Source organism: Pedobacter suwonensis (assembly GCF_900111825.1).
Classification (GTDB): Bacteria; Bacteroidota; Bacteroidia; order Sphingobacteriales; family Sphingobacteriaceae; genus Pedobacter; species Pedobacter suwonensis.
The window spans coordinates 125424-146383 of record NZ_FOJM01000008.1 but is presented as its reverse complement, the minus strand read 5'-3'; the positions used below and the strand labels follow the sequence as shown (position 1 = coordinate 146383).

The window sequence follows — 20960 nt, the reverse complement described above, 5'->3', positions numbered from 1 at the left end:
ATTTAATTATTGGGGTGTTGTTATCCACATTTCTTTAGTCTGATAATCGGTTGCAAGGCCACCTATTGCATTAAGACCTTCCCTATTCCAAACGTATTCCGAATTAAACCTTGGTCGCATTCGCTGTACTACTTTGGTTTGGTTATCTGGAAAAAGTACTGTAGGGATAGTAAACCCTATAAATACCTGATTTGCGGTCACAGGATCTTTATCTGTATAGTGATATCTTCTTAAATCTGTCCATTGTTCCAAATGACCCCAAGCCCATTGTGCAATATATTTTTGACACATAATTTGTGAGAGTGTCAAATCGTTGGGATTTGCAGGTGTAATAACCGGAGAAGCAAGGTACGTGCTTTTCTCTGTTGCGCTTATCTGCGTTGGTGTTTGTCCGTCATCCGTATTTCTTGCATTTACAAAGTCAAAATGTGCTGAAACTGCATTTTTATAGGCCGCTAATGCCGTTGCTTTATCTCCCTTTTTATACGCTGCTTCAGCTTTTATAAACTGTAATTGAGCATAAGTAATAATTGGAAATTTATTTTTACGTGCAAATAAATACCTGGCTGGAGTTGTTGCGGAAGCATTTGCTGCTGCCTGAGAAGAATATCCCCAAAGGTTTAGTGGCTGTTGAGCTGTAGTTAATGCACCAACACCTAAAGTTGGCTCTAAACCTCTGTACAAGCCGTCTGGCGATGGCGCCAGCATTCTGCTCATCCTCGGATCAACAACGTTTGTAAAAACAGTGCCGTCCATTAATGATAGAATGAATTTGGTCTGCCTAAGGGTACCTATGTTATTTCTTGTTGCAGATAAAAAGTTAGCATCATCGTTTGCTGTTCCAGCGTATGGAATTAGCGCATCATCCACATTCCCTGCAAATGAAGCATCAACTGCAGCAATAATATCATCTGGTTTGTAAAGTGATGTCTTATTAGAGTAATGGTTTAAAACAATTGCTTTGAAACCATTGGCAAATTTTATCCAAGAAGCACGTTTTCCTCTATAAATAAAATCAGTCTTACCCAAATAAGTTTCATTTACAGCCCCGTCTGTTCTATTTAAATTTGCAATTGCAGCGTTTATTAACCGCAATGTTTCCTGATAAGCGAATTCTTGCGAATCATACTTGAAAGAAGTTTTATTTGGGTCAAACGCTTCTTTAATAATAATTTCGCCATTGCAATCTGTAGCACTAAGCCAGCCCCATGCTTTCAAAATCTGTGCTACGCCCAATAAATCCCACCGTTGCTGACTTTCGGCTTTATTAGTCATGTCAATTAAATTTTGTCCAAAATCAAAATAGGTTGTTCTCCATATTTGCCCACCTTGATCGGGAGCGGTACCAGCCTGGTTGTTGCCATGCCGTTCCCAAAGATCCTGAGTTGCTGTGGAAGCCAAATTCTGTGTATAGCGGCCTATATAAATTCCATCAAACTGTGGTGCCGTAGCCATCCAATGCAACATTGGCGATAAATATAAATTAGCCTCTACCGATTGTGGCGCATTGGGGTTTGTATTTACATCTAAGAATTTCTTACAAGCACTTGCTGAAATAAGAGTTCCTATTATTAATAGTATCTGTAATTTTTTCATTTCTTTCTTTCTCCTTATTATAAGCCAATTTTAACACCAAAGTTTAATCCTATTGGTACCGGAAAGTTACCATAGTCTATTCCCGATGAACCAGAACCACCAACAGCAGCTGTATTTCCATTCACGACCGGATCTAATCCTGAATAATTGGTAATCAAAAATAAATCGGTACCAGTCACAAAAACGCTGGCACTTCTAAAGAAATTTTGTTTGCTAAAAATAGTTTGTGGTAACTTATATTGTAGGGTTACATCCTTCAACCTGATCCAGTTAATATCTTTTTCGATAAAAAGTTCTTCGCTTAAATTGGTGTAGTAAGTATTTTGATAAAATGGAGTTACCGAAATATTATTGATTGTAGGATTTGCACTATTTTCTTTACCATCCTGGATGACACCGGTTACAATTCTAGGGGTTAACCTGTCCAGTGTCATAGTGCTTAAACCTCTTTGTGTAAGAAAACTCTGGGTGGCATTAAGCACATCGCCGCCTTTTCTAATATCCAATAAGAATGATAATGCAAAGTTTTTATAAGCAAACGTATTTGTGATACCGATCGAGAAATCTGGCTGTCTGTCATATCCCTTACCCGGCCCTTGAATAACTACTGATGACCTAACCGGTAATCCAGATACCGGGTTAATCAAGATATCTCCCCTATCATTTCTTAAGTAGAAAGTTCCGGTTAATGATCTTGTCGAATAACCAGGTGTTGTACCATTTCTAATGGTTCCATAAACATTGGTATCAGAAACATAGGATTCCGGAAGTTCATTTGGCAAACTTAAAACCTTTGCCCTCGCACTTTCAAAGTTTACCAGCGCATTCCAGCTAAAATCTTTCGTTTTAATTGGTGTTCCACGCAGAGTAACCTCAATACCCTCACTTCTGGTTTTAGCACCATTTAAATTAAATAATACATATCCGGTAGCATAACTACCCCTGATATCGTTAACAATCTGATCGGAAGTTTCTTTGCGATAAGTAGTAAAATCTAATCCCAATCTATCTTTAAAGAAAGCCAGCTCTGTTCCAACCTCATACGAACTTGCAAACTCAGGTCTTAGGGCTAAATTTGGCCCTGTAAAACCATAACCAAATCCGCCGCCAACGGTGGCTTTACTTTCCAACGAAGGAACATAACTGTAAGGCCTTGCATCTTTACCTACATTCGCAAAAGCAGCTCTCAGCTTACCTGAAGTAAAGACTTTACTTAAGGCCTCTTTAAAAGCGGGAACTTCTGTGAACACAAAACTACCAGATACAGAAGGATAAAAGAATGAATTTGCTCCAATAGGAATAGTAGATGTCCAGTCATTTCTACCGGTAGCCGTGATGTACAGATAATCTTTGTAATTTAAAGTTGCACGGGCAAACAAACTGAATAATCTTCTTTGTGAAATGGACGATTTTGCATTCCTCAATGTTGTAGTGGTATTATTGATAGAAATAAAGTTTGGATCTAAAAATCCTTCACCGTATTGAGCATCAATATTAGATCTCAGATCTTGTATTGCATTACCCAATGTCGCATCAATAGATAAATCAGAGGTGATTTTCTGTTTGGTTAAATTTAGTAAATTCTGAATGTTAACATTTCTGGTGTTGTCATTAGCAACATCCATAATACCCTGTTTATTAAATCCCCTTGAACTTTCTGGATGGCTCAACAGTAAGTTTTTGTTTGAGTATACATCAAAACCGATATTCGATTTAAAATTAAGCCAGCTAACCGGTGTAATAGTAAAGCCAAAGTTAGATGTTATTCTATTTTGGATAGAATTAATTTTGTTCTTATTTACATTAAAATAAGGGTTTTCAATTTCAGAAGTTAAATCCGTAGCAGTCGTAAACCTTCTTCTTGTACCAGCGGCGGTAAGATAATTTCTGGCATCATCTTCCTGTGGCCATAAAAGCAATCCAATCAGTGGGCCTCCAGACCCTTTAAAGGGTTGATTATTTAACGCATAAGTATAGGTCATGGATAAATCTACTTTCATCCAATTGTTTAACTTTCCATTTGTAGACCCATTTAAGGTAAACCGATCATAATTAGAGTTAGGAACAACGCCATTTTGCGCTGTATAAGATGTCGAAATCCTATAACTCATGTCCTGTCCACCACCATCAAATGACAGATTATGCTTTTGAGTGAGTGCAGTCTGAAAGAAGCCATCAATATTGTCATACAAAACAGTTCCAGGAGCATACGCAGGGCCAAAATACTGTAACGTTCCTGGTCCGGAGATACCATTTGTACCTAAGCCATAAACACCCTGTATCTCTGGTTTAGTACGGGTTTTTTCTAAGCGAAAGCTATTGCTATAGTTGATTGATCCTTTACCTGACTTGCCACGCTTAGTGGTAATAACAATGGCACCATTTGCAGCGTCAATTCCATATAATGCTGCAGCTTCAGGCCCTTTTAAAACTACTAGACTCTCAATATCCTCTGGATTGATATCAGCAGCCCGATTAGTAAAATCAACCCCTCTGTTAGAAAATGCTGTAGTTGAGCTGTTATCAGAATAAAATGCACTCGTATTTAACGTTTTATTATCAATAGGCAAACCATCTACCACAAACAATGGCTGGTTACTTCCACTAATAGAACTTACCCCCCTAATAGTGATAGATGAAGATGCACCTGGAACACCAGATGAACTTGTTACTTCAACACCTGCAATACGCCCTTGCAGGGCATTAACAAAATTCTCTCGCTGAGTATCGGCCAAATCCTGACCTTTAACCTGTTGTTGAGCAGTTCCCAGTGCTTTCTTGGAGACCTGTTGCCCTAAAGCCGTAACCACCACTTCGTTAAGGGAATTCACATTATCCTTAAGCACCACATTTAAAGAAGCATTGTTTCCTACTGTTCTTTCAACAGTAGCATAACCAATATAAGTAAAGATAAGTACATCAGTTTTTAACGCTTTAATGGAATAATTTCCATCTGCATTGGTTTGAGCAACCACAGTACTCCCTTTTACACGGATAGATACACCGGGAATAGGTCCGTCGGCCGACGTAACCTTACCGGTAACGGTTATTTGTTGCGCGAAAGCATGGGCCAGCAACAAAAACGTACCAATAAAAATTAGTAGTAATTTTTTTTTCATAAACTGCCTGTTTAAGGAATGATTGATTTGTTAGTTGTAGTTAGTTAAATAGTTGTTTGCCAAACACGCACAATAACGCATTTTTATGCTAATATCATAAATGTTTTGGAATAAAAAAACAATTTAACAAACTATTTACCAGCACCTAATCACATTAACACGCATCAACACGCAAAAACGCGCAGCATATAGAAAATCTAAAAATCTTTTATACTTTCGCTTAAGCCAAACATCACTATGCTAAAAAAAGAACGCCACGACTTCATCATGCGACAGATTAATTTGCACAACCGCGTGTTAACTTCCGATCTGGTGCAGCAGCTTAATGTTTCAGAAGATACCATCAGAAGGGATTTACAGGAACTTGTTGACGAAAACCTGCTTTATAAGGTTCATGGAGGTGCATTATCCAAGTCGTATCATAGTTCTTTTGATGACAGTACGGTATACGCCCGCGATAGTAAAATTGCTATCGGCAAAAAAGCTGTTCGCCTGATCAAGGATGGCATGGTGATTTTAACAGGCGGCGGAACAACAATTTTAGAATTTGTAAAGCTGCTGCCACAAGGCTTATCAGCCACTTTCTTTACCATTAGTCCGCTGGTTGCTGTAGAACTGGCGAAATACAACAATATTGAAGTGATTTTGATTGGCGGGCTGTTTTCAAAAAATTCGCAGATAACCTACGGTGGACAGGTAATTACTCAACTATCGGAAATTAAGGCCGATTTATGCCTGATGGGAACAAGTGCCATCCACCCTGAAGAAGGCTTAACCGACACCTACTGGGAAATTAACCAACTTAAAAAAGCCATGTTGGCCTGTGCAAAAAAAACAGTAGTACTTTGCATTTCAGAAAAACTCAACATTGCTTTACGCCTAAGAGTTTGTCCGATAGAAAGCATTAGTTATTTGATTACCGAGCTGGATATAGATCATGAATCGCTTTCGACCTACCGCCAAAAGGAGCTGAATATTTTATAACTTAATTTTCCATCTTTTCCTGATCTGCCCAATAGCTGAAATGATTGAAAGTCAAAACCGCTGAAAGTACAAGGTACCAATCTGAGTGTCAGCTCACCTTTCGAATGGATACTAAGATGCTGAAAAACAGTCCGAAAAACTACTTTGGCAAACTGATTTTACCCATGCAAACCGATGGCACACCTTGCCGGTTGCCGAAATCAATCGGCTCACCGCATAGCGTTTCATTGGCCAGAACAGCGAATAAAACAGCCTCTTTTGCATCAGGATTAATATTAAGATCTTCAGTGCTTAAGAAGCTGCAAAATGGCAGCTTGATTTGAAGAAGCTGAACAAGCAGCGGATTGTGCATCCCGCCCCCGCTCATAAATACCTGCACCGTAGCGTCCGATCCAAAACAACGTTTTATCGCATTGGAAATGGCTTCTGCGGAAAAATGACACAGGGTGGCCATTACATCCTCCTGACCTAAATGCGTTGTTGCAGATTTTTCTTGCGCCTTTACCAAATATTCCAGGTTAAATAATTCCGGCCCGGTAGTTTTCGGAAAATCCAACATGAGGAATTCACAATCTAGCAATGCCGCCAATAGGCCGGGATTTGAATGACCGCTCCGGGCAACAGCCGCGTGCTTATCATAAAATTGATTAAACTGTTGTTGCATATACTGATCCATCAACGTATTACCTGGCCCAACATCTGTCGAAAAAATTTCGCTGGCATCGGTGTTCCCGGGCAGGTACGTGAAATTTGCTATTCCTCCAATATTTAACATTACCCGATCTTCCCCCGCTTTTGAAAACATCAGATAATCACCATAAACAGCTAAAGGAGCACCTTCACCACCTGCAGCCAAATGTTTCTGCCTAAAATCAGATAGGGTAATAATCCCGGTTTTAATGGCTATGTGGTCGCCATCTCCAATCTGTAACGTACCATTAGGATAATCGGCCAGTTGGTGCAAAGATTTTGGTGCGTGGAAAATAGTTTGTCCGTGGCTGGCAATAAAATCGATGTCATCGTTTTTATACCCCCATTCCTTTAGGGCTTCATTGATTAATTGGGCATGGGTGTTTGCAATGTACTCGTTCATCAGGCAAACCAATTGTAGATCAACTTCCTTTTTAGAGAATATGGCTTTTATTTTCGCCCTAAAGTCAGCTGTATAATCACCTGTTTTAAATTTTAAAACCCTGATATCGGTTTCGGCACCACTTTTCTTAACCGAACAGAGGGCAATATCCAGCCCATCCATAGAAGTTCCACTCATCAACCCGATAATCAGCCGTTCCGGCTTGCCTGCTTTAGAATATAACTTTTGGATCTGTGCGTTCATATTGATTTTATCGTAAAAAGATCAAACGTTTGTGTACCCCCTTTAATGGATTTTATGCAAATACTTGCAATAAATGTAAATAACCTTTATTATAAATTGGGCATAACTCTTTATATTTACTGCTCCGTACATTAAAATCCATATAAAAAAAATGGCTAGATTAAATCTACTGGAGGAGACACGTTTCGAGAAATTACCCGTAAGCGTGTTCGAAAATCCAAAAATTGCTTCAATTAATGTGGCACATCGCATTGCCGAGCTCATTAAATCAAAACAAGCAAACAACGCACCTGCAGTACTGGGCTTAGCAACAGGTGTTACCCCAATTGCAGTTTATGCCGAACTGGTTAGACTGCACAAAGAAGAGGGCTTGAGTTTTAAAAACGTAATCACTTTTAACCTGGATGAATATTATCCAATGGCGCCAACTGCGGCACAGAGTTATGTGACGTTTATGAACGAAAACCTTTTCAATCATATCGATATTGACAAAAAAAATGTCCACATCCCTGATGGTACGCTTGCACTGGAAGATATTCCGGCTTTCTGCGTGGAATATGAAAAGAAAATAGGCGATCTTGGCGGCCTTGACATCCAGATTTTAGGAATCGGCCGTACTGGTCACATCGGGTTTAACGAGCCAGGTTCTGCACCAAATTCTGGCACCCGTTTAGTTACTTTAGATGACTTGACACGCCGGGATGCGGCACGCGATTTTGGCGGAAAAACTTTTGTACCAACGAAGGCCATTACCATGGGTATCGGTACAATTTTCAAAGCAAGAGAAATTATATTAATGGCCTGGAGCCGTAAAAAAGCTTCCATTATCAAAAAAGCTGTTGAAGGCGAAATTTCAGGTGAAGTTCCGGCAACATACCTTCAGCTTTCTGATCATGTAGAATTTATACTTGATGCTCCCGCAGCTTCAGAACTTACCCGTTTTGATACACCATGGCTCGTTAAAGATTGTATATGGACAGATGCTTTGATCCGAAAGGCAGTAATCTGGTTGGCCAATACATTAAAAAAACCAATCTTAAAATTAACTGAAGACGATTATAACAATAATGGTATGGCACAACTGGCTACTGAAAAAGGACCTGTTTATAATATCAACATCCATATCTTTAATAAGTTACAACACACCATAACCGGGTGGCCGGGTGGCAAACCAAATGCCGACGACTCCCAACGTCCAGAAAGAGCCATACCCGCTCAAAAAAATGTGATTATATTCTCTCCTCACCCGGATGATGATGTGATTTCGATGGGCGGTACTTTTTTACGCCTGGTTGATCAGGGCCATAATGTACATGTAGCATATCAAACTTCAGGCAATACTGCCGTATGGGATGACGATGCACTTCGTTTTGTGGAATTTAATGTAGATTTTACAGAGAAAATGGGCATGGACAATACGCAGTTAAAGGAGCTTTATAACAACATGAGAACCTTTATTGAGCAGAAAAAACCAAACCAGATCGACACTCCTGAAATCCAGACGGTTAAAGGGCTTATCAGAAAAGGTGAAGCAATTGCCGGGGCAAGATATTGCGGTCTGGAAGATGATCACATCCATTTTCAGGCACTTCCTTTTTATGAAAGCGGAAAGGTTCAGAAAAACCCGGTAACTGATGCCGATATCGAACTTACAATAGCCCTGTTGCAGCAGGTAAAACCTCACCAGGTTTATGCTGCCGGTGATTTTGAAGATCCTCACGGAACACATATTGTTTGTTTCAAAATTGTTTTAGAAGCCCTGAAACGCTTACGTAAAACCGAAGCCTGGGCGCAGGATTGCTGGCTATGGATGTATCGCGGTGCATGGCATGAATTTGAAACCCATGAAATCGAAATGGCGGTTCCAATCTCTCCGCAAGAGCTTGAGCGCAAAAAATATGCGATTTTTAAACACCAGAGCCAGAAAGACAGGGCGGTTTTCCCTGGCGATGACGCAAGAGAGTTCTGGCAACGGGCTGAAGACCGTAACCGGGATACTGCAAAAGCTTATGACGAGCTTGGACTAGCAGAATACGAAGCAATGGAAGCTTTTGTTCGCTGGAAATTTGAAGATTAATTAAAATATAATTCAATCCTGCTTTGTTAGCTCAAAGCAGGATTTTTTTATCCTCCGAAGTTTCAAAAACCATGGACGTGGAAAGACTTCGAAAGTTTTTCATAGACTTGCTCACTGCTGTCCGCCTAAACTTTGCAAGTAATTTCTCATTCTAAGAACAATAGTCTAAATTAGTTTGCTAAACCAAACCAAGCTAATCATGACTGAACCTAAACAACGCTTGCTATCTCTGGATTTTTTTAGAGGGTTAACCGTAGCCGCGATGATCTTAGTGAATAACCCTGGTAGTTGGGGCCACATTTATGCACCTTTGGAGCATGCAGAATGGAACGGCTGCACACCTACCGATTTGATTTTTCCGTTCTTTTTATGGATTGTTGGTGTCTCCATCGCTTTTGCCATGAGCAACAGTAAAGCAGACCGCTCTACACATCAAAAAACAATCATAAAAGCGGTTAAGCGTGGTATTATCCTATATTTATTGGGCTTCTTTCTAGCTATCTTCGGGAAAATCATCAGTGCATTAACAACCGATAGTACCATTGTCGAAGCTTTTAAAACGGTTAGGTTACTGGGTGTTTTACAAAGAATAGGAATTGTTTTCATCATCAGCAGTATCATTTTCATTAAATTTTCGAACAAAACAATATTTAAAACATTAATTGTGGTACTTGCCGTTTACTGGGCATTAATGACTTTTATCCCAGTACCGGGCGTTGGATACCCGAATTTGGAAAAAGAAACAAATTTAGCGGCCTGGATTGATCGTGGAATTTTAACAGAGGCACATACCTGGGCTTCATCTAAAACCTGGGACCCTGAAGGAATTCTAAGCACATTGCCGGCAACAGGTACCTGTTTATTTGGCATTCTGATTGGCGTTTGGATGCGCAGAAAAGATGTAGATAATCCAACAAAAGTGGCCTGGTTGTTTACCACCGGAATTGCTGCAGTTATTTTAGGCTTACTCTGGGATCTCCAGTTTCCGATTAACAAATCGTTATGGACCAGTTCTTTTGTGTTATATACAGGTGGCCTGGCCTCTATTGGATTGGCGCTCTGCTACTGGATCATTGATGTGCAGGGTTACAAAAAATTCACTACCCCTTTTGTTGTGTATGGTGTAAATGCCATTACAGTTTTCTTTCTGGCCGGATTAATGCCAAGAGTATTAAACCTCATTCAGATTACCAAGACAGATGGCACCAAAAAAGGCATCCTGGTTTGGTTTTACGAGACTTGTTATACACCGTTTTTCAGCCCGATAAATGCTTCACTGGTTTGGGCCGTAACCTATGTACTTGGTTTTTATGTATTATTATATTTTATGTACAAAAAAAACATTATCATTAAGGTTTAGTAAAAAAATGCTATAATTGATTGTCCCTCTCTTATCCAATTGAAAAAGAAAACTACCATATACGACATTGCCAAGGCGCTTGACATTACAGTGTCAACTGTTTCCCGGGCGCTCAGTGGCTTTCCGGCGATAAGTGATACGACCAGAAAAGCCGTTGTTGAAATGGCTAAAAAATTAAATTATAGCCCGAATAAACTCGCATCGGCATTAAAATCCGGCAAAACCCATATTATTGGTGTAATTGTACCAAGTGTACAGGCACATTTTTTTGCATCCATTATCCACTGCATAGAGGATGGCCTGAAAGACAGCGGCTACCGCGTGATTATATACCAGTCTAATGAATCAGTTGAAAACGAAATTAATGGCGTAAGAACTTTATTAGAAGCACAGGTAGATGGTATTATGGCTTCAATGTCTTTAGAAACAGAAGATACCGCCCACTTTAGCGAAATTATCAAGCAAAACAAGCCCCTGATTTTATTTGACCGTGTAAATACCGATTTAAAAGTACCAACCGTTACACTCGATGATTTTAAGGCCGGTTATATTGCTACAAAACACTTAATAGATCAGGGTTATCAAAAAATTGCATTTGTAACCACTGTTCACCAGATTAAAATATTTAACGATCGGTTAGAAGGGTACAAAGCAGCTTTATCAGACCATAACCTTCCGGTAATAAAAGACCATATTATTTTTGGCGGTTTATCTATCAAAGATGGTCGGTTTGGCGCAGGAAAATTAATGCGCAGCAGCGATAAACCCGATGCAATTATTGCAGGTGATGATTTTACGGCATTAGGCGTAATTAAAAAGTTAAAAGAAATAAATGAAACCCCACCTCAAATAGGGGTAATCGGTTTCGCAAATGAAGCCTTTTCCGCTTACATTACACCCAACCTGTCCACTATTGATCAGCATGCCTCAAAAATCGGCCAGGAATGTGCTAAAATGTTTCTGAAAATGATTAATCAGGAAAGCCCATACGCCAACATGGAACATATTGTGCTCGATCCGGGTGTTGTAGAAAGAGAATCGACCAATAAAAAAAACTAAAAGCTTTTTATTCCTTTGCCAGCGGAATCTCTACACCAACAGGCCCACTCGGCTCGCTTTCATTCTTTAACCGATCCAATGCCGTTACGAGATAACTGTAGCGTTTTCCACTTTCTACACTCGTATCAATAAATGAAAGATAATCTTCAAAGCTTATTTTAACAATATTCTTCGGGTCGAGTATCGAGATTTTCTCTCCTTCATCAAATCTGTAGATCACAAATCCTGAAGCTGTTTCTCCATCCTTTGCCTTCAATGGAAGCTGCCATTTTAAATGTACGCCATCTCTCAATGCATCGGCAGTTAAGGACTGAGGTTCGTTTGGCGGAACTTCATCCAGCCATGGCATTTGCGGCGGCAAAGCAAGGTATTTATAAAAGTCGTTCTTTAACGAATCCCCAACTGCCTTAGCAACTGTACTTAATGATTTTGAACTGAAAAATACGCTGCCCTGAATGCGGTTATTCTCTCTCAGATATCTAATCTGCCTCGGTATTTCGCTCAGGTTTCTCCATGCGGCTTCTGCCCTTGAGTTTACCAGGTAAGCGCCCTGCCCGATATAAACATGTCTGCCAAAAGTATTATTGCTCCACCAGTCAACCAAAACGCCATAAGGCGCCACTCTTCTGGTGAACGTAAAGTAAATCTGAGGATTAATGTAATCCACCCAACCTTCTCTAACCCATTTACGGCTATCGGCAAAAAGTTCAGCATAGTTAGATAGCCCACTGGTGGCAGAGCCTTCAGGATCCTCATTTTTATTTTTCCAGATACCGAACGGACTGATCCCGAATTTTACCCATTTTTTATAGTGGTGGATACTATCATCAAGCTGTTTAATAAGCAGATCGACATTATTGCGCCTCCAATCTTTTATGTCTGAGAAATTATTAGGGTATTTGTTAAAAGTATTGCTATCATTAATGGTTTGCCCTTCTAATTTATATGGATAAAAGTAATCGTCGAAGTGAATACCATCAATGTCATAGCCTTTTACCACATCTAAAATTACCTGTACGATATATTCCCTCACTTCCGGAATACCCGGATCGAACTGCTTTTTACCACCATAGGTAAAAAACCAGTCGGGGTGTTTACGATAAGCATGGTTTTCGCTTAACACGGCCGAGCTACTCATACTGGCTCTGTAAGGGTTAAACCAGGCATGCAGCTCCATTCCCCTGAAATGGGCTTCTTTGATGGCAAAAGCCAGCGGATCGTAACCAGGTGCCGGCGCCAGGCCCTGTCTCCCCATTAACCATTGGCTCCAGGGCTCTCTGGATTTCGCGTAAAATGCATCGGCTGCGGGTCTGACCTGCAATATAATGGCATTCATTCCCTGGCTTTTATGTCTTTCTAAGATACCAATCAACTCCTGCTTCTGCTGATCAATGGTCAACCCGGGCCTCGACGGCCAGTCTATATTGGTAACAGTAGCCACCCAAACACCTCTAAATTCCCTTTTTGGTGCAATTTTTGATAAAGGTTGTGCATTTAATATATATGGTACTATAGTTAAGGATAAAAGTGCGTATAGGAAGTTTTTAAGCATTATTTCTTATCTTATTTTTTTCAGGTTGTGTGTTTGTGTAGATTTGTATACAAATCGAACATTAGCAAGTAAACGATTTTTTTTAAAAACTCTTATAACTTTATTAAAAATTTTAATTTGCGCCTTGATAAAATTAATTGTGTACCCCATTTACCTATGGAGAACAAAAGTATATTAATTTATAGAAGATACAGTGTTATTAAATGGAACCACAAAAGATTAATAAGGGTGATAGAAACAAAATTTACTTCCTTGTCATCGTTATTGCCGCTCTAATTGGCACAAATGCTTACTTGTTTTTTAAAGACCGAAAGCAAAGTGAAAGATTTGTTACCGTTAGTGCAGAAAAAGATAAACTCCGGCTTGAAGTAGAAAAGATTGAGGTTGAACTTGATAAGGTTAATGCTTTGAATCTTGATTTGAACGAAAAACTCATTGAGGAGCAGAAGCTTGCGCGAACAAAAATAGAAGAGTTAAAGAAAGCTTTAGAAAAGAACCAGATTACCCAAGCCGAAATCGACAGGGCCAATACAAAGATTAATGAACTGAAAACATTTGTAAAAAACTACAACGATCAGATTATTCAGCTACAAAAAGATAATATCTTTCTAAAAAACAGCCGCGATAGCTTGCAAAATACGCTCAGAAACATCAGTAACAAGGCTGCGAACCTGGAGAGCGAAAACTCCAATTTAAACGCAAAAGTTAAAACGGCCGCAGCATTAAAGTTACAATGGGCCGAAATTATTGCTTTCAGAACAAAATCAAGCGGCAAAAAAGTTGAGGTTACCAAATCATCTACTGCCCAAAAGTTAAGCGTACGTTTTAACATTGTACCTAATCAGTTGGCAGAAAAAGGACATCATAACATTTATCTTCGGGTATTTGATCCGGCAGGAAACCTGCTTGCCAACGAGGAAAACCATTTTGAGGCTGACGGACAGGATATGCAGTTCAGCCATTCTATTTTTATCAATTACAATAATGACGATAGCACCTACGTTATCGATTGGACAAATCCTAAGCCATTTATAAAGGGCATATATACCGTTATTTTATATGCTGATGGCAATACCATGGGCAAAGCGCAAGTGGAGTTGAAATAACACATCCACCATCAGATTAATCCATCTACCTTATTTTAACTTAAATCAAAGGAAAGTTCAGATAGAATGTTGTTCCTAAACCGTTTATTGAGGTAAACTTAACTGAACCGCCAGCATTTTCTACAGCCTGCTTAACAAAAGCCAGGCCTAAGCCTGTACCGGATGTCTTAGTAGTGAAATTCGGCACAAATATTTTATCTTGCAGTGAAGGTGGTATGCCTTTCCCATTGTCCTTTATTTCTATATATGCATTTTTCATATCGGCATATATAATGATGGTAATGCAGCATAACGATTCTTCGTCTATAGCTTCTATCGCATTTTTAAGCAGGTTGTTAAATGTTCTTAGCAGCTGATCATGGTCTGCCAGGATCATGATATCCTTTTCGCTCTTGTTCTGCACCTCGATAGTTACATTTTCAGTACTTTTAAATACTTCTCTTGCCTGTTCGATAATTGGAAGTAAAGAAAGTCGTTCCAGATTGGTATCGGGCATTTTGGCGAAATTAGAAAACTCGGAAGCAATTTTAGAAAGACTGTCAATCTGTTCTATAAATGATTTGCTGAACTTATTAAACTTTTGTTCGAAATTTGGATCTTTCTCTCTCCATGATTTTTCCAACAACTGAACACCTAACTTTAACGGGGTTAGTGGATTCTTAATTTCATGAGCCACCTGTTTGGCCATCTCACGCCACGCACTCTCCCGTTCTGATCTGGCCAGTTTGATTGCACTCTCTTCCAAAGCAGCAATCATATGGTTATACTCCTTAATTAAAGAACCGATTTCATCATGCCTCCGCCATACAATGGGCTCGTTCTTCTGCCCTATTTTGGTCTTACTGATACTCTCCTGAATGAAGGTTAACGGATTGGTAATCTGATTAGCTAAAAATACAGCCAATACGCCAATAGCTACAAATACCAGCGCGTACAGATTAATCAGGTTACTTACAAAAAGTGCCAGTTTATCGCTATACTCCTCTTCGTTAGAATAGTTCGGCAAACCGATATAAGCAATCGTTTTGTTCTGGGCATTCCTGATGGGGGCATAGGCGGCAGCGTAAATTAAACTTCCAATGTTCTCCTTAGGGTTAATATATTCTGAACGGTGCAGACCACTTAATGAAAAGAACGCTTTTGGTCCCATTTTTTTACCAATAATTCTATAATTATACAGCTTGGGATAAGTAGTCATGATCAGGTTTCCGCTCAGATCGTACAAGTTTAAATCAGCATTGTTGATATCGGCAAAATTATTAAAATCTGCTGCGGCATTCTCATCGTTTGCAATAATACCATTGCTGAACACCTGCTTTTCAAAATTCTGCTGAACTTTTCTTATCTTATCTTTTAATATCGTGTCTTGCTGTCCGCGATATTCATTGTTCATATAGTAGTAGGTTCCCCAACCCACAATAACCAGTGTGGCCACTACAGCCAATACAATAGATACCTGGATTCTGGTTTTATACAAAATCTTATTGGCATTAATCATTAAAGACCTGTTGATGCTAAACCAGCCTACTTTATCATCATCGAGATTTTTGATTAACCATATTAAACCATAGAGTACCAGGGAGAAAATGATAAATATCAAAAAGAAAAATGATAGGGCAGCCAAACGTTCTACATAATCTACTTTCTCTTTGCTAATCACAACCATTTTGCTTTCAGTAGGCTTATAGATCAAATGACTGTAATGCTGTTTATCATCATTATTAATGATGAAATCGTCCTTTTTGCCTTTAAATATGCTTCCATCTAAAGGATAAGTATAGTTGCCAGACTGATTCAGCAATTTATTATTGCTGTATAAAGCAATAGAATAACCTTTAAAATCTTCGTCTTTGATCATTTTCTGATCTCCGAGAAGGTCGGGTAGCCGGTTATTATAATTATATGGTTTGGACCTGAGTTCGATAATTAGTGTACCCAGTAAACTGCCATTGTTTACCACTGAGATGATTCCAAAATAATCCTGATAACCAAAAGTATTGTTTACCTGATAAAAAAAGTTAGATCCATCTATTTTGACTGAACCAGCCTCCACTAGCTTTTTATACTTATCAATCGGGGGTGTATCAGCGTTTTCGATTGCAGCACCCAGTTTGTTATAGGGATAGATCTGATAGTCGTAGCGGCTTAAATAGCCATCTAAATAATCTTTAATGTGATTTTTGAGCACAGCATAATTACCTTCCCTATTTTGACTAAAGTAGCTCGTCAGAAAGCTATCTTTAACAATTTCATTGCCTAATGTACCCAAAGCAACAATAGCATTCGGATCTTCAGAAGATTGCACTTTTCTGGCCAGAGGTTCACGTAAACTTCTTTCTTTAATGTCTTTATACTTGGTATACTTAATAGATGTATTGAAAGCGAGACAGAAAAACACAATGGCAAACATGCCGATTGAAAAGTTCTTCTCCTTTAAATAAACAGCCCTCGCCACAATAAATAATACAAGTGCAAAAACGATAAAAAATGCATTGAAACCTACCACTAACTTGTAGATAAAAACGCCAGTAAAGCCGAACAGGAAGATAATGACGCGCATCCTATTGTTTACGTTTAACTGGCTGCTTACCGTTGCTGAGATAGCGGTGATCAGGTAAATCTGGAACCATGCCAAACATAAAATTACAATACCTACCCAGCTTGTTCCGCTAAGCTTAAGGATATTAACGATATCAAAATTAATTTTCGAGTTAAATATCAATCCAAAAAAGATATCATCTGTATCCCAAACAATTCGCCCTATCAACACCATTAACACAGCCTGGATAATAATTCCGATTGTTTTACTCCGCTTTATCCATTCCGGAAACTTGTATTGTTCCTTATGGTTATACATAAAAAGGAGTAGCCAGGTGAGCGCGATAACGTTTAAGAGAAAATCGCCTAAAGAAGGCATCAGAAAATTATCTGCATATATCCTCGGATCGAACAGATCCAAGGTAAACCGGTGGTTAAACCAGCCATAATACAGATCTGTTAACCGAAAAGCCAGAAAGAAAAACAACAGCAAAAACGTACCCCAAACAATATGTCCACGCCTGGCAATGAATGAACTTAAAGAATTGAAGAACATGCAGATGCACAACATGCCCGCAACAAACAACCACAATTGTGTACCTGAATAATGGGTTTCAGCATAACCAGGTTTTACTTTTAATCCGAATAAAAACTTATTTTCCAGATTTTTGATAACATAAACATCCTTATCTGTAAAAGAGGCAAAGGTTAGTATTTTTGTTTTGGATAAAATAGGGTCAATATCACTCTTGAAATACTTGGTTTCTTTAAAAGGATATTGTGATTGAATGGAAATCAGGAAAACGAGACTGAAATTGCCCTGCGTACTTTTAATGACCTCATACCAGCCATTATAAAAAAACAGTACAGAACTGCCTTCCTTTAAAGTAGCCGGGTCTATTTCAGAAACTTTATAAGTACTCCAGAACTTGAGCTGGTTATTTTCAAAGGTCAATAAATTTATTCCATTACTCTCGCGATAGGTTGTAATGAAATCAATGGCATCTTTAGGGTTCAGATGAAACTGTTTGGCTTTAGCCACTTCCTGCTTATTGGCCAAAAATGTTTGTACGGCTTTTTCTTTAAGCAAAAGGTTTTGCTGGATTTCCGCTCCATCGTGTTCTAACAGTTCACTTTTGGTGGTAAACCTGCTTAGCGAAATAGAGGTTGCAATAAGGCAACAGCCCAAAACAAGCAATAGAAATCTTATTTTTATACCAAAGCTCATTTTCATCTACGGATAAAGATATTAAATATTGATAAAAAGCAACGCCATAAACTTCTCGTTTATGGCGTTGGCACTATTCATTCTATTTGAATAAATTAAGCTAAAACAGCACTGCTTGTCTGTACTTCGCGGCTTACTTTTTTAACCAATCCCTGCAATACATTGCCCGGACCAACTTCTACAAATTCAGTTGCACCATCTGCAAGCATGTTGCCTACTGTTTGTGTCCAACGCACAGCACCGGTTAATTGTTTAATTAAATTGGCTTTTATTTCAGCGGGGTCTGTATATGGCCTGGCATCAACATTCTGATAAACCGGGCAGATTGGAGATGCGATGTTAGTGGCTTCAATAGCAGCCTGTAATTCAATTTTTGCCGGTTCCATTAAAGGGGAATGAAATGCACCACCAACATTCAATTTTAATGCTCTTTTTGCTCCTGCTTCCGTTAATTTGGCACAAGCCAGATCAATACCTTCAATACTTCCTGAAATAACCAATTGGCCAGGGCAGTTATAATTTGCTGGCACTACCACGGCATCAATTTCTGCGCAGATTTTTTCAACCACTTCATCAGCTAAACCCAAAATTGCTGCCATGGTTGACGGTTGTGCCTCACATGCTTTTTGCATGGCATTTGCGCGGGCAATAACCAATTTTAATCCATCTTCAAAGCTCAATGCATTTGCAGCAACCAAAGCCGAAAATTCGCCTAAAGAGTGACCCGCAACCATATCTGGTTTAAAATCATCGCCTAAAACCTTGGCTAAAATAACCGAATGCAAAAAAATTGCCGGTTGGGTTACATTTGTTTGTTTAAGCTCTTCATCTGTTCCGCTAAACATAATGTCGCTAATGCGGAAACCAATAATTTCGTTGGCCTGTTCAAATAATGCTGCAGCTTTTGGGTTTTCATAAAGATCTTTACCCATACCTACAAACTGTGCTCCCTGTCCGGGAAAAATATATGCTTTCATTATAATTAGTTTGGTGTATCGCGTTTGGCGGCTAGCGTTATTATTTATACCTTACTTGATACTTATTACTTTTTACCTGATACAATTAATCTAAACTCGCGGTAATTAACCTCAAAAACTCGGCTCTTGTTTTATCGTTACTTAAAAAGGTGCCAGTAAAGGCCGATGTTGTGGTGACCGAATTTTGCTTTTGGACTCCACGCATAGACATGCATAAGTGCCTGCACTCCATCACTACCGCCACACCCATCGGGCTAAGGGTATTCTGGATACAATCTCTGATTTCGTTCGTTAAGCGTTCCTGTACCTGTAAACGACGGGCAAAAGCATCAACCACACGAGGAATTTTACTTAAACCTACAATATGCCCGTTAGGGATATAAGCAATATGTGCTTTGCCAAAAAATGGCAGCATGTGGTGTTCGCACATCGAATAAACCTCAATATCCTTAACCACCACCATTTGGCTGTAATCCTCTTCAAACATGGCAGACCGTAGGATTTCATCTGGCTTTAAATCGTAGCCATGTGTTAAATACTGCAATGCTTTAGCTACACGTTCAGGTGTTTTTAGTAAACCTTCGCGCTCAGGGTTTTCGCCCAACTGACTAAGAATATCTTTATAATGTGAGGCTACCGCTTCAATTTTATTTTCGTTATAACGGTCTATTTTTACATAGCCGTCTCTCGATTCGCCTTTTAATATGTCTTTACTGCTCATTAATTTAGGTTTTTAACCAAAGTATTCAACAAAATTATTTTCGGTTTCATAGATTTTTACGCAATGCAGAATTGCGCCGCTAGCTTCGATCGGACCCCAAAGCTGTTTCCAGATTTCGATGGCCAGATTTTCGGTCGAAGCCAGTTTGCCTTTCATAAAATCCACATCAAGATTTAAATTTTTATGATCAACCTTGTCTACCACATAGTCATTCATTACGTCTTTCAGCCATTTTAAATCCACCAGAAAACCTGTTTCCGGATTTACTTCGCCCTTAACGGTAACATATAACCAGTAGTTATGGCCATGCCAGTTCGGGTTGGCGCATTTACCAAAAACTTCATTGTTTCTATCATCATCCCAATCGGTACGCGCCAATTTGTGCGCCGCATTAAATGATGCTTTTCTCGTTATGTAAATCATTACTATAAAATAAAATACAAATATACGGATAAAATGGATGATGTTTGGCGGATAATGGATGATGTAAATATGTCTTGCCCAAATTCATCCCAGATCTGTTCACATTCCATCTTCCATCTTACATTTTACATTTTTTATCACAGGTTATACTGGTCCTGTTTTCCTCATCCACCTTACATTCCACTTATTTCGTTAACTTTACTTAATGAAAACCTTAGTTGTTGCGGCTACAAAAGCTGAACTTACCTTCTTATACCAGCACTTTAATTTACCCGACACTGATTTTGTTGAAAGTAAAAATTTTGACCTGCTGATTACCGGAGTTGGAATGGTAGCAACAGCCTTTGCCCTGGGAAGATATCTTTCATCTAAATATAGCCTGGTGGTTAATTTAGGCATCGCCGGCAGCTTCGACCGTGATATCGCCTTAGGTACCGTACTAAATATTACTGAAGATACTTTTGCTGAATTGGGTGCGGAGAATGAAGATGAATTTCTGACCATCGTAGATTTAGGTTTTGGGGAAAACCACTACACTTCAACAACAGCAGAGAACATTAACCTGCCCACTGTTAGCGGCATTACCGTAAACTGTGTAACGGGAAGTGAGAAAAGCATTAAAAATTTGATAAACCGGTTAAATCCAACTACTGAAAGCATGGAAGGCGCCGCTGTTTTTTATGCCTGTAAACAATTAAATATTAAAAGTTTGCAGATCAGAAGCATCTCTAATTATGTAGAGCCGAGAAATAAAGACAACTGGAAAATTGGTTTGGCCATCAAGAACTTAAACGACTGGGCCATCGCGTTTATTGGAGAAATGAACTGATTATGACCAATTAGTTTACCGCAGTACTTAATTTTGGTTTATGAACCCGACACAA

Annotated in this window: 14 protein-coding genes; 6 read left to right on the top strand and 8 right to left on the bottom strand. The window is 39.1% G+C overall.

From position 1 onward, the window contains the following. Window positions 1-6: 6 nt before the first annotated feature. Together BM107_RS11995 and BM107_RS11990 are read right to left on the bottom strand one after the other, a co-directional pair. The gene (locus tag BM107_RS11995) at window positions 7-1596 is read right to left on the bottom strand and encodes a RagB/SusD family nutrient uptake outer membrane protein (RefSeq protein WP_090983601.1); all 1590 of its coding nucleotides are present in this window, start codon (window positions 1594-1596) and stop codon (window positions 7-9) included. Between the two features lie 17 nt (window positions 1597-1613). After that, complete coding sequence (locus BM107_RS11990) at window positions 1614-4715, bottom strand: SusC/RagA family TonB-linked outer membrane protein (protein WP_090983599.1); 3102 nt, start codon at window positions 4713-4715, stop codon at window positions 1614-1616. 237 nt (window positions 4716-4952) lie between these two features. Here BM107_RS11990 and BM107_RS11985 point away from each other — a divergent pair, with 237 nt between their 5' ends. Next, on the top strand, window positions 4953-5699 hold the full coding sequence (locus BM107_RS11985) for a DeoR/GlpR family DNA-binding transcription regulator (RefSeq protein WP_090983597.1): 747 nt from the start codon (window positions 4953-4955) through the stop codon (window positions 5697-5699). 139 nt (window positions 5700-5838) lie between these two features. Here the strand turns inward: BM107_RS11985 and BM107_RS11980 are convergent, their stop codons facing one another. Further along, window positions 5839-7035 carry an anhydro-N-acetylmuramic acid kinase gene (locus BM107_RS11980; RefSeq protein WP_090983596.1) on the bottom strand — a complete coding sequence of 399 codons (1197 nt, stop codon included), beginning with the start codon at window positions 7033-7035 and terminating at the stop codon, window positions 5839-5841. Window positions 7036-7186: 151 nt separating this feature from the next. On the opposite strand from BM107_RS11980, the gene nagB reads away from it, so the two are divergent. The 3 genes from nagB (at window position 7187) to BM107_RS11965 (ending at window position 11531) form a co-directional block, all read left to right on the top strand. Further along, entirely contained in the window at window positions 7187-9112 is a 1926-nt protein-coding gene (nagB, locus tag BM107_RS11975; RefSeq protein ID WP_090983594.1) for a glucosamine-6-phosphate deaminase, read from the top strand. Window positions 9113-9311: 199 nt separating this feature from the next. Continuing rightward, window positions 9312-10472: an acyltransferase family protein gene (locus BM107_RS11970; RefSeq protein WP_090983592.1), complete on the top strand. Its 1161-nt coding sequence runs from the start codon at window positions 9312-9314 to the stop codon at window positions 10470-10472. Between the two features lie 39 nt (window positions 10473-10511). After that, complete coding sequence (locus tag BM107_RS11965; RefSeq protein WP_090983590.1) at window positions 10512-11531, top strand: LacI family DNA-binding transcriptional regulator; 1020 nt, start codon at window positions 10512-10514, stop codon at window positions 11529-11531. 7 nt (window positions 11532-11538) lie between these two features. Here BM107_RS11965 and BM107_RS11960 read toward each other — a convergent pair whose 3' ends face one another. Beyond that, a complete protein-coding gene (locus tag BM107_RS11960; RefSeq protein WP_090983587.1) occupies window positions 11539-13083 on the bottom strand; it encodes a glycoside hydrolase family 10-like protein in 1545 nt (514 codons plus the stop codon). 203 nt (window positions 13084-13286) lie between these two features. Here BM107_RS11960 and BM107_RS11955 point away from each other — a divergent pair, with 203 nt between their 5' ends. Further along, window positions 13287-14189 carry a hypothetical protein gene (locus tag BM107_RS11955; protein ID WP_090983585.1) on the top strand — a complete coding sequence of 301 codons (903 nt, stop codon included), beginning with the start codon at window positions 13287-13289 and terminating at the stop codon, window positions 14187-14189. 40 nt (window positions 14190-14229) lie between these two features. Here the strand turns inward: BM107_RS11955 and BM107_RS11950 are convergent, their stop codons facing one another. The 4 genes from BM107_RS11950 to BM107_RS11935 all read right to left on the bottom strand — a co-directional run bounded on the left by BM107_RS11950 (window position 14230) and on the right by BM107_RS11935 (window position 20076). Continuing rightward, window positions 14230-17961 (bottom strand): sensor histidine kinase, encoded by a 3732-nt coding sequence (locus BM107_RS11950; RefSeq protein ID WP_090983583.1) that lies wholly within the window; start codon window positions 17959-17961, stop codon window positions 14230-14232. Between the two features lie 89 nt (window positions 17962-18050). Then, entirely contained in the window at window positions 18051-18932 is an 882-nt protein-coding gene (gene fabD, locus BM107_RS11945; RefSeq protein ID WP_186462300.1) for an ACP S-malonyltransferase, read from the bottom strand. 85 nt (window positions 18933-19017) lie between these two features. Then, the gene (folE, locus tag BM107_RS11940; RefSeq protein WP_090983580.1) at window positions 19018-19653 is read right to left on the bottom strand and encodes a GTP cyclohydrolase I FolE; all 636 of its coding nucleotides are present in this window, start codon (window positions 19651-19653) and stop codon (window positions 19018-19020) included. A gap of 12 nt (window positions 19654-19665) precedes the next feature. After that, window positions 19666-20076, bottom strand: coding sequence for a 6-pyruvoyl trahydropterin synthase family protein (locus BM107_RS11935; RefSeq protein ID WP_090983578.1), 411 nt, complete (start codon window positions 20074-20076; stop codon window positions 19666-19668). Between the two features lie 205 nt (window positions 20077-20281). Between BM107_RS11935 and mqnB the strand changes: the two genes are divergently transcribed. After that, entirely contained in the window at window positions 20282-20905 is a 624-nt protein-coding gene (gene mqnB, locus BM107_RS11930) for a futalosine hydrolase (protein WP_090983576.1), read from the top strand. The last annotated feature ends 55 nt before the right edge of the window (window positions 20906-20960 follow it).

Coding starts and splice junctions, on each gene's coding strand:
- BM107_RS11970 (WP_090983592.1), top strand. CDS start 9,312: ATGACTGAACCTAAACAACGCTTGCTATCTCTGGATTTTTTTAGAGGG.
- BM107_RS11985 (WP_090983597.1), top strand. CDS start 4,953: ATGCTAAAAAAAGAACGCCACGACTTCATCATGCGACAGATTAATTTG.
- folE (WP_090983580.1), bottom strand. CDS start 19,653: ATGAGCAGTAAAGACATATTAAAAGGCGAATCGAGAGACGGCTATGTA.
- nagB (WP_090983594.1), top strand. CDS start 7,187: ATGGCTAGATTAAATCTACTGGAGGAGACACGTTTCGAGAAATTACCC.
- fabD (WP_186462300.1), bottom strand. CDS start 18,932: ATGAAAGCATATATTTTTCCCGGACAGGGAGCACAGTTTGTAGGTATG.
- BM107_RS11960 (WP_090983587.1), bottom strand. CDS start 13,083: ATGCTTAAAAACTTCCTATACGCACTTTTATCCTTAACTATAGTACCA.
- BM107_RS11935 (WP_090983578.1), bottom strand. CDS start 20,076: ATGATTTACATAACGAGAAAAGCATCATTTAATGCGGCGCACAAATTG.
- mqnB (WP_090983576.1), top strand. CDS start 20,282: ATGAAAACCTTAGTTGTTGCGGCTACAAAAGCTGAACTTACCTTCTTA.
- BM107_RS11950 (WP_090983583.1), bottom strand. CDS start 17,961: ATGAAAATGAGCTTTGGTATAAAAATAAGATTTCTATTGCTTGTTTTG.
- BM107_RS11980 (WP_090983596.1), bottom strand. CDS start 7,035: ATGAACGCACAGATCCAAAAGTTATATTCTAAAGCAGGCAAGCCGGAA.
- BM107_RS11955 (WP_090983585.1), top strand. CDS start 13,287: ATGGAACCACAAAAGATTAATAAGGGTGATAGAAACAAAATTTACTTC.
- BM107_RS11990 (WP_090983599.1), bottom strand. CDS start 4,715: ATGAAAAAAAAATTACTACTAATTTTTATTGGTACGTTTTTGTTGCTG.
- BM107_RS11995 (WP_090983601.1), bottom strand. CDS start 1,596: ATGAAAAAATTACAGATACTATTAATAATAGGAACTCTTATTTCAGCA.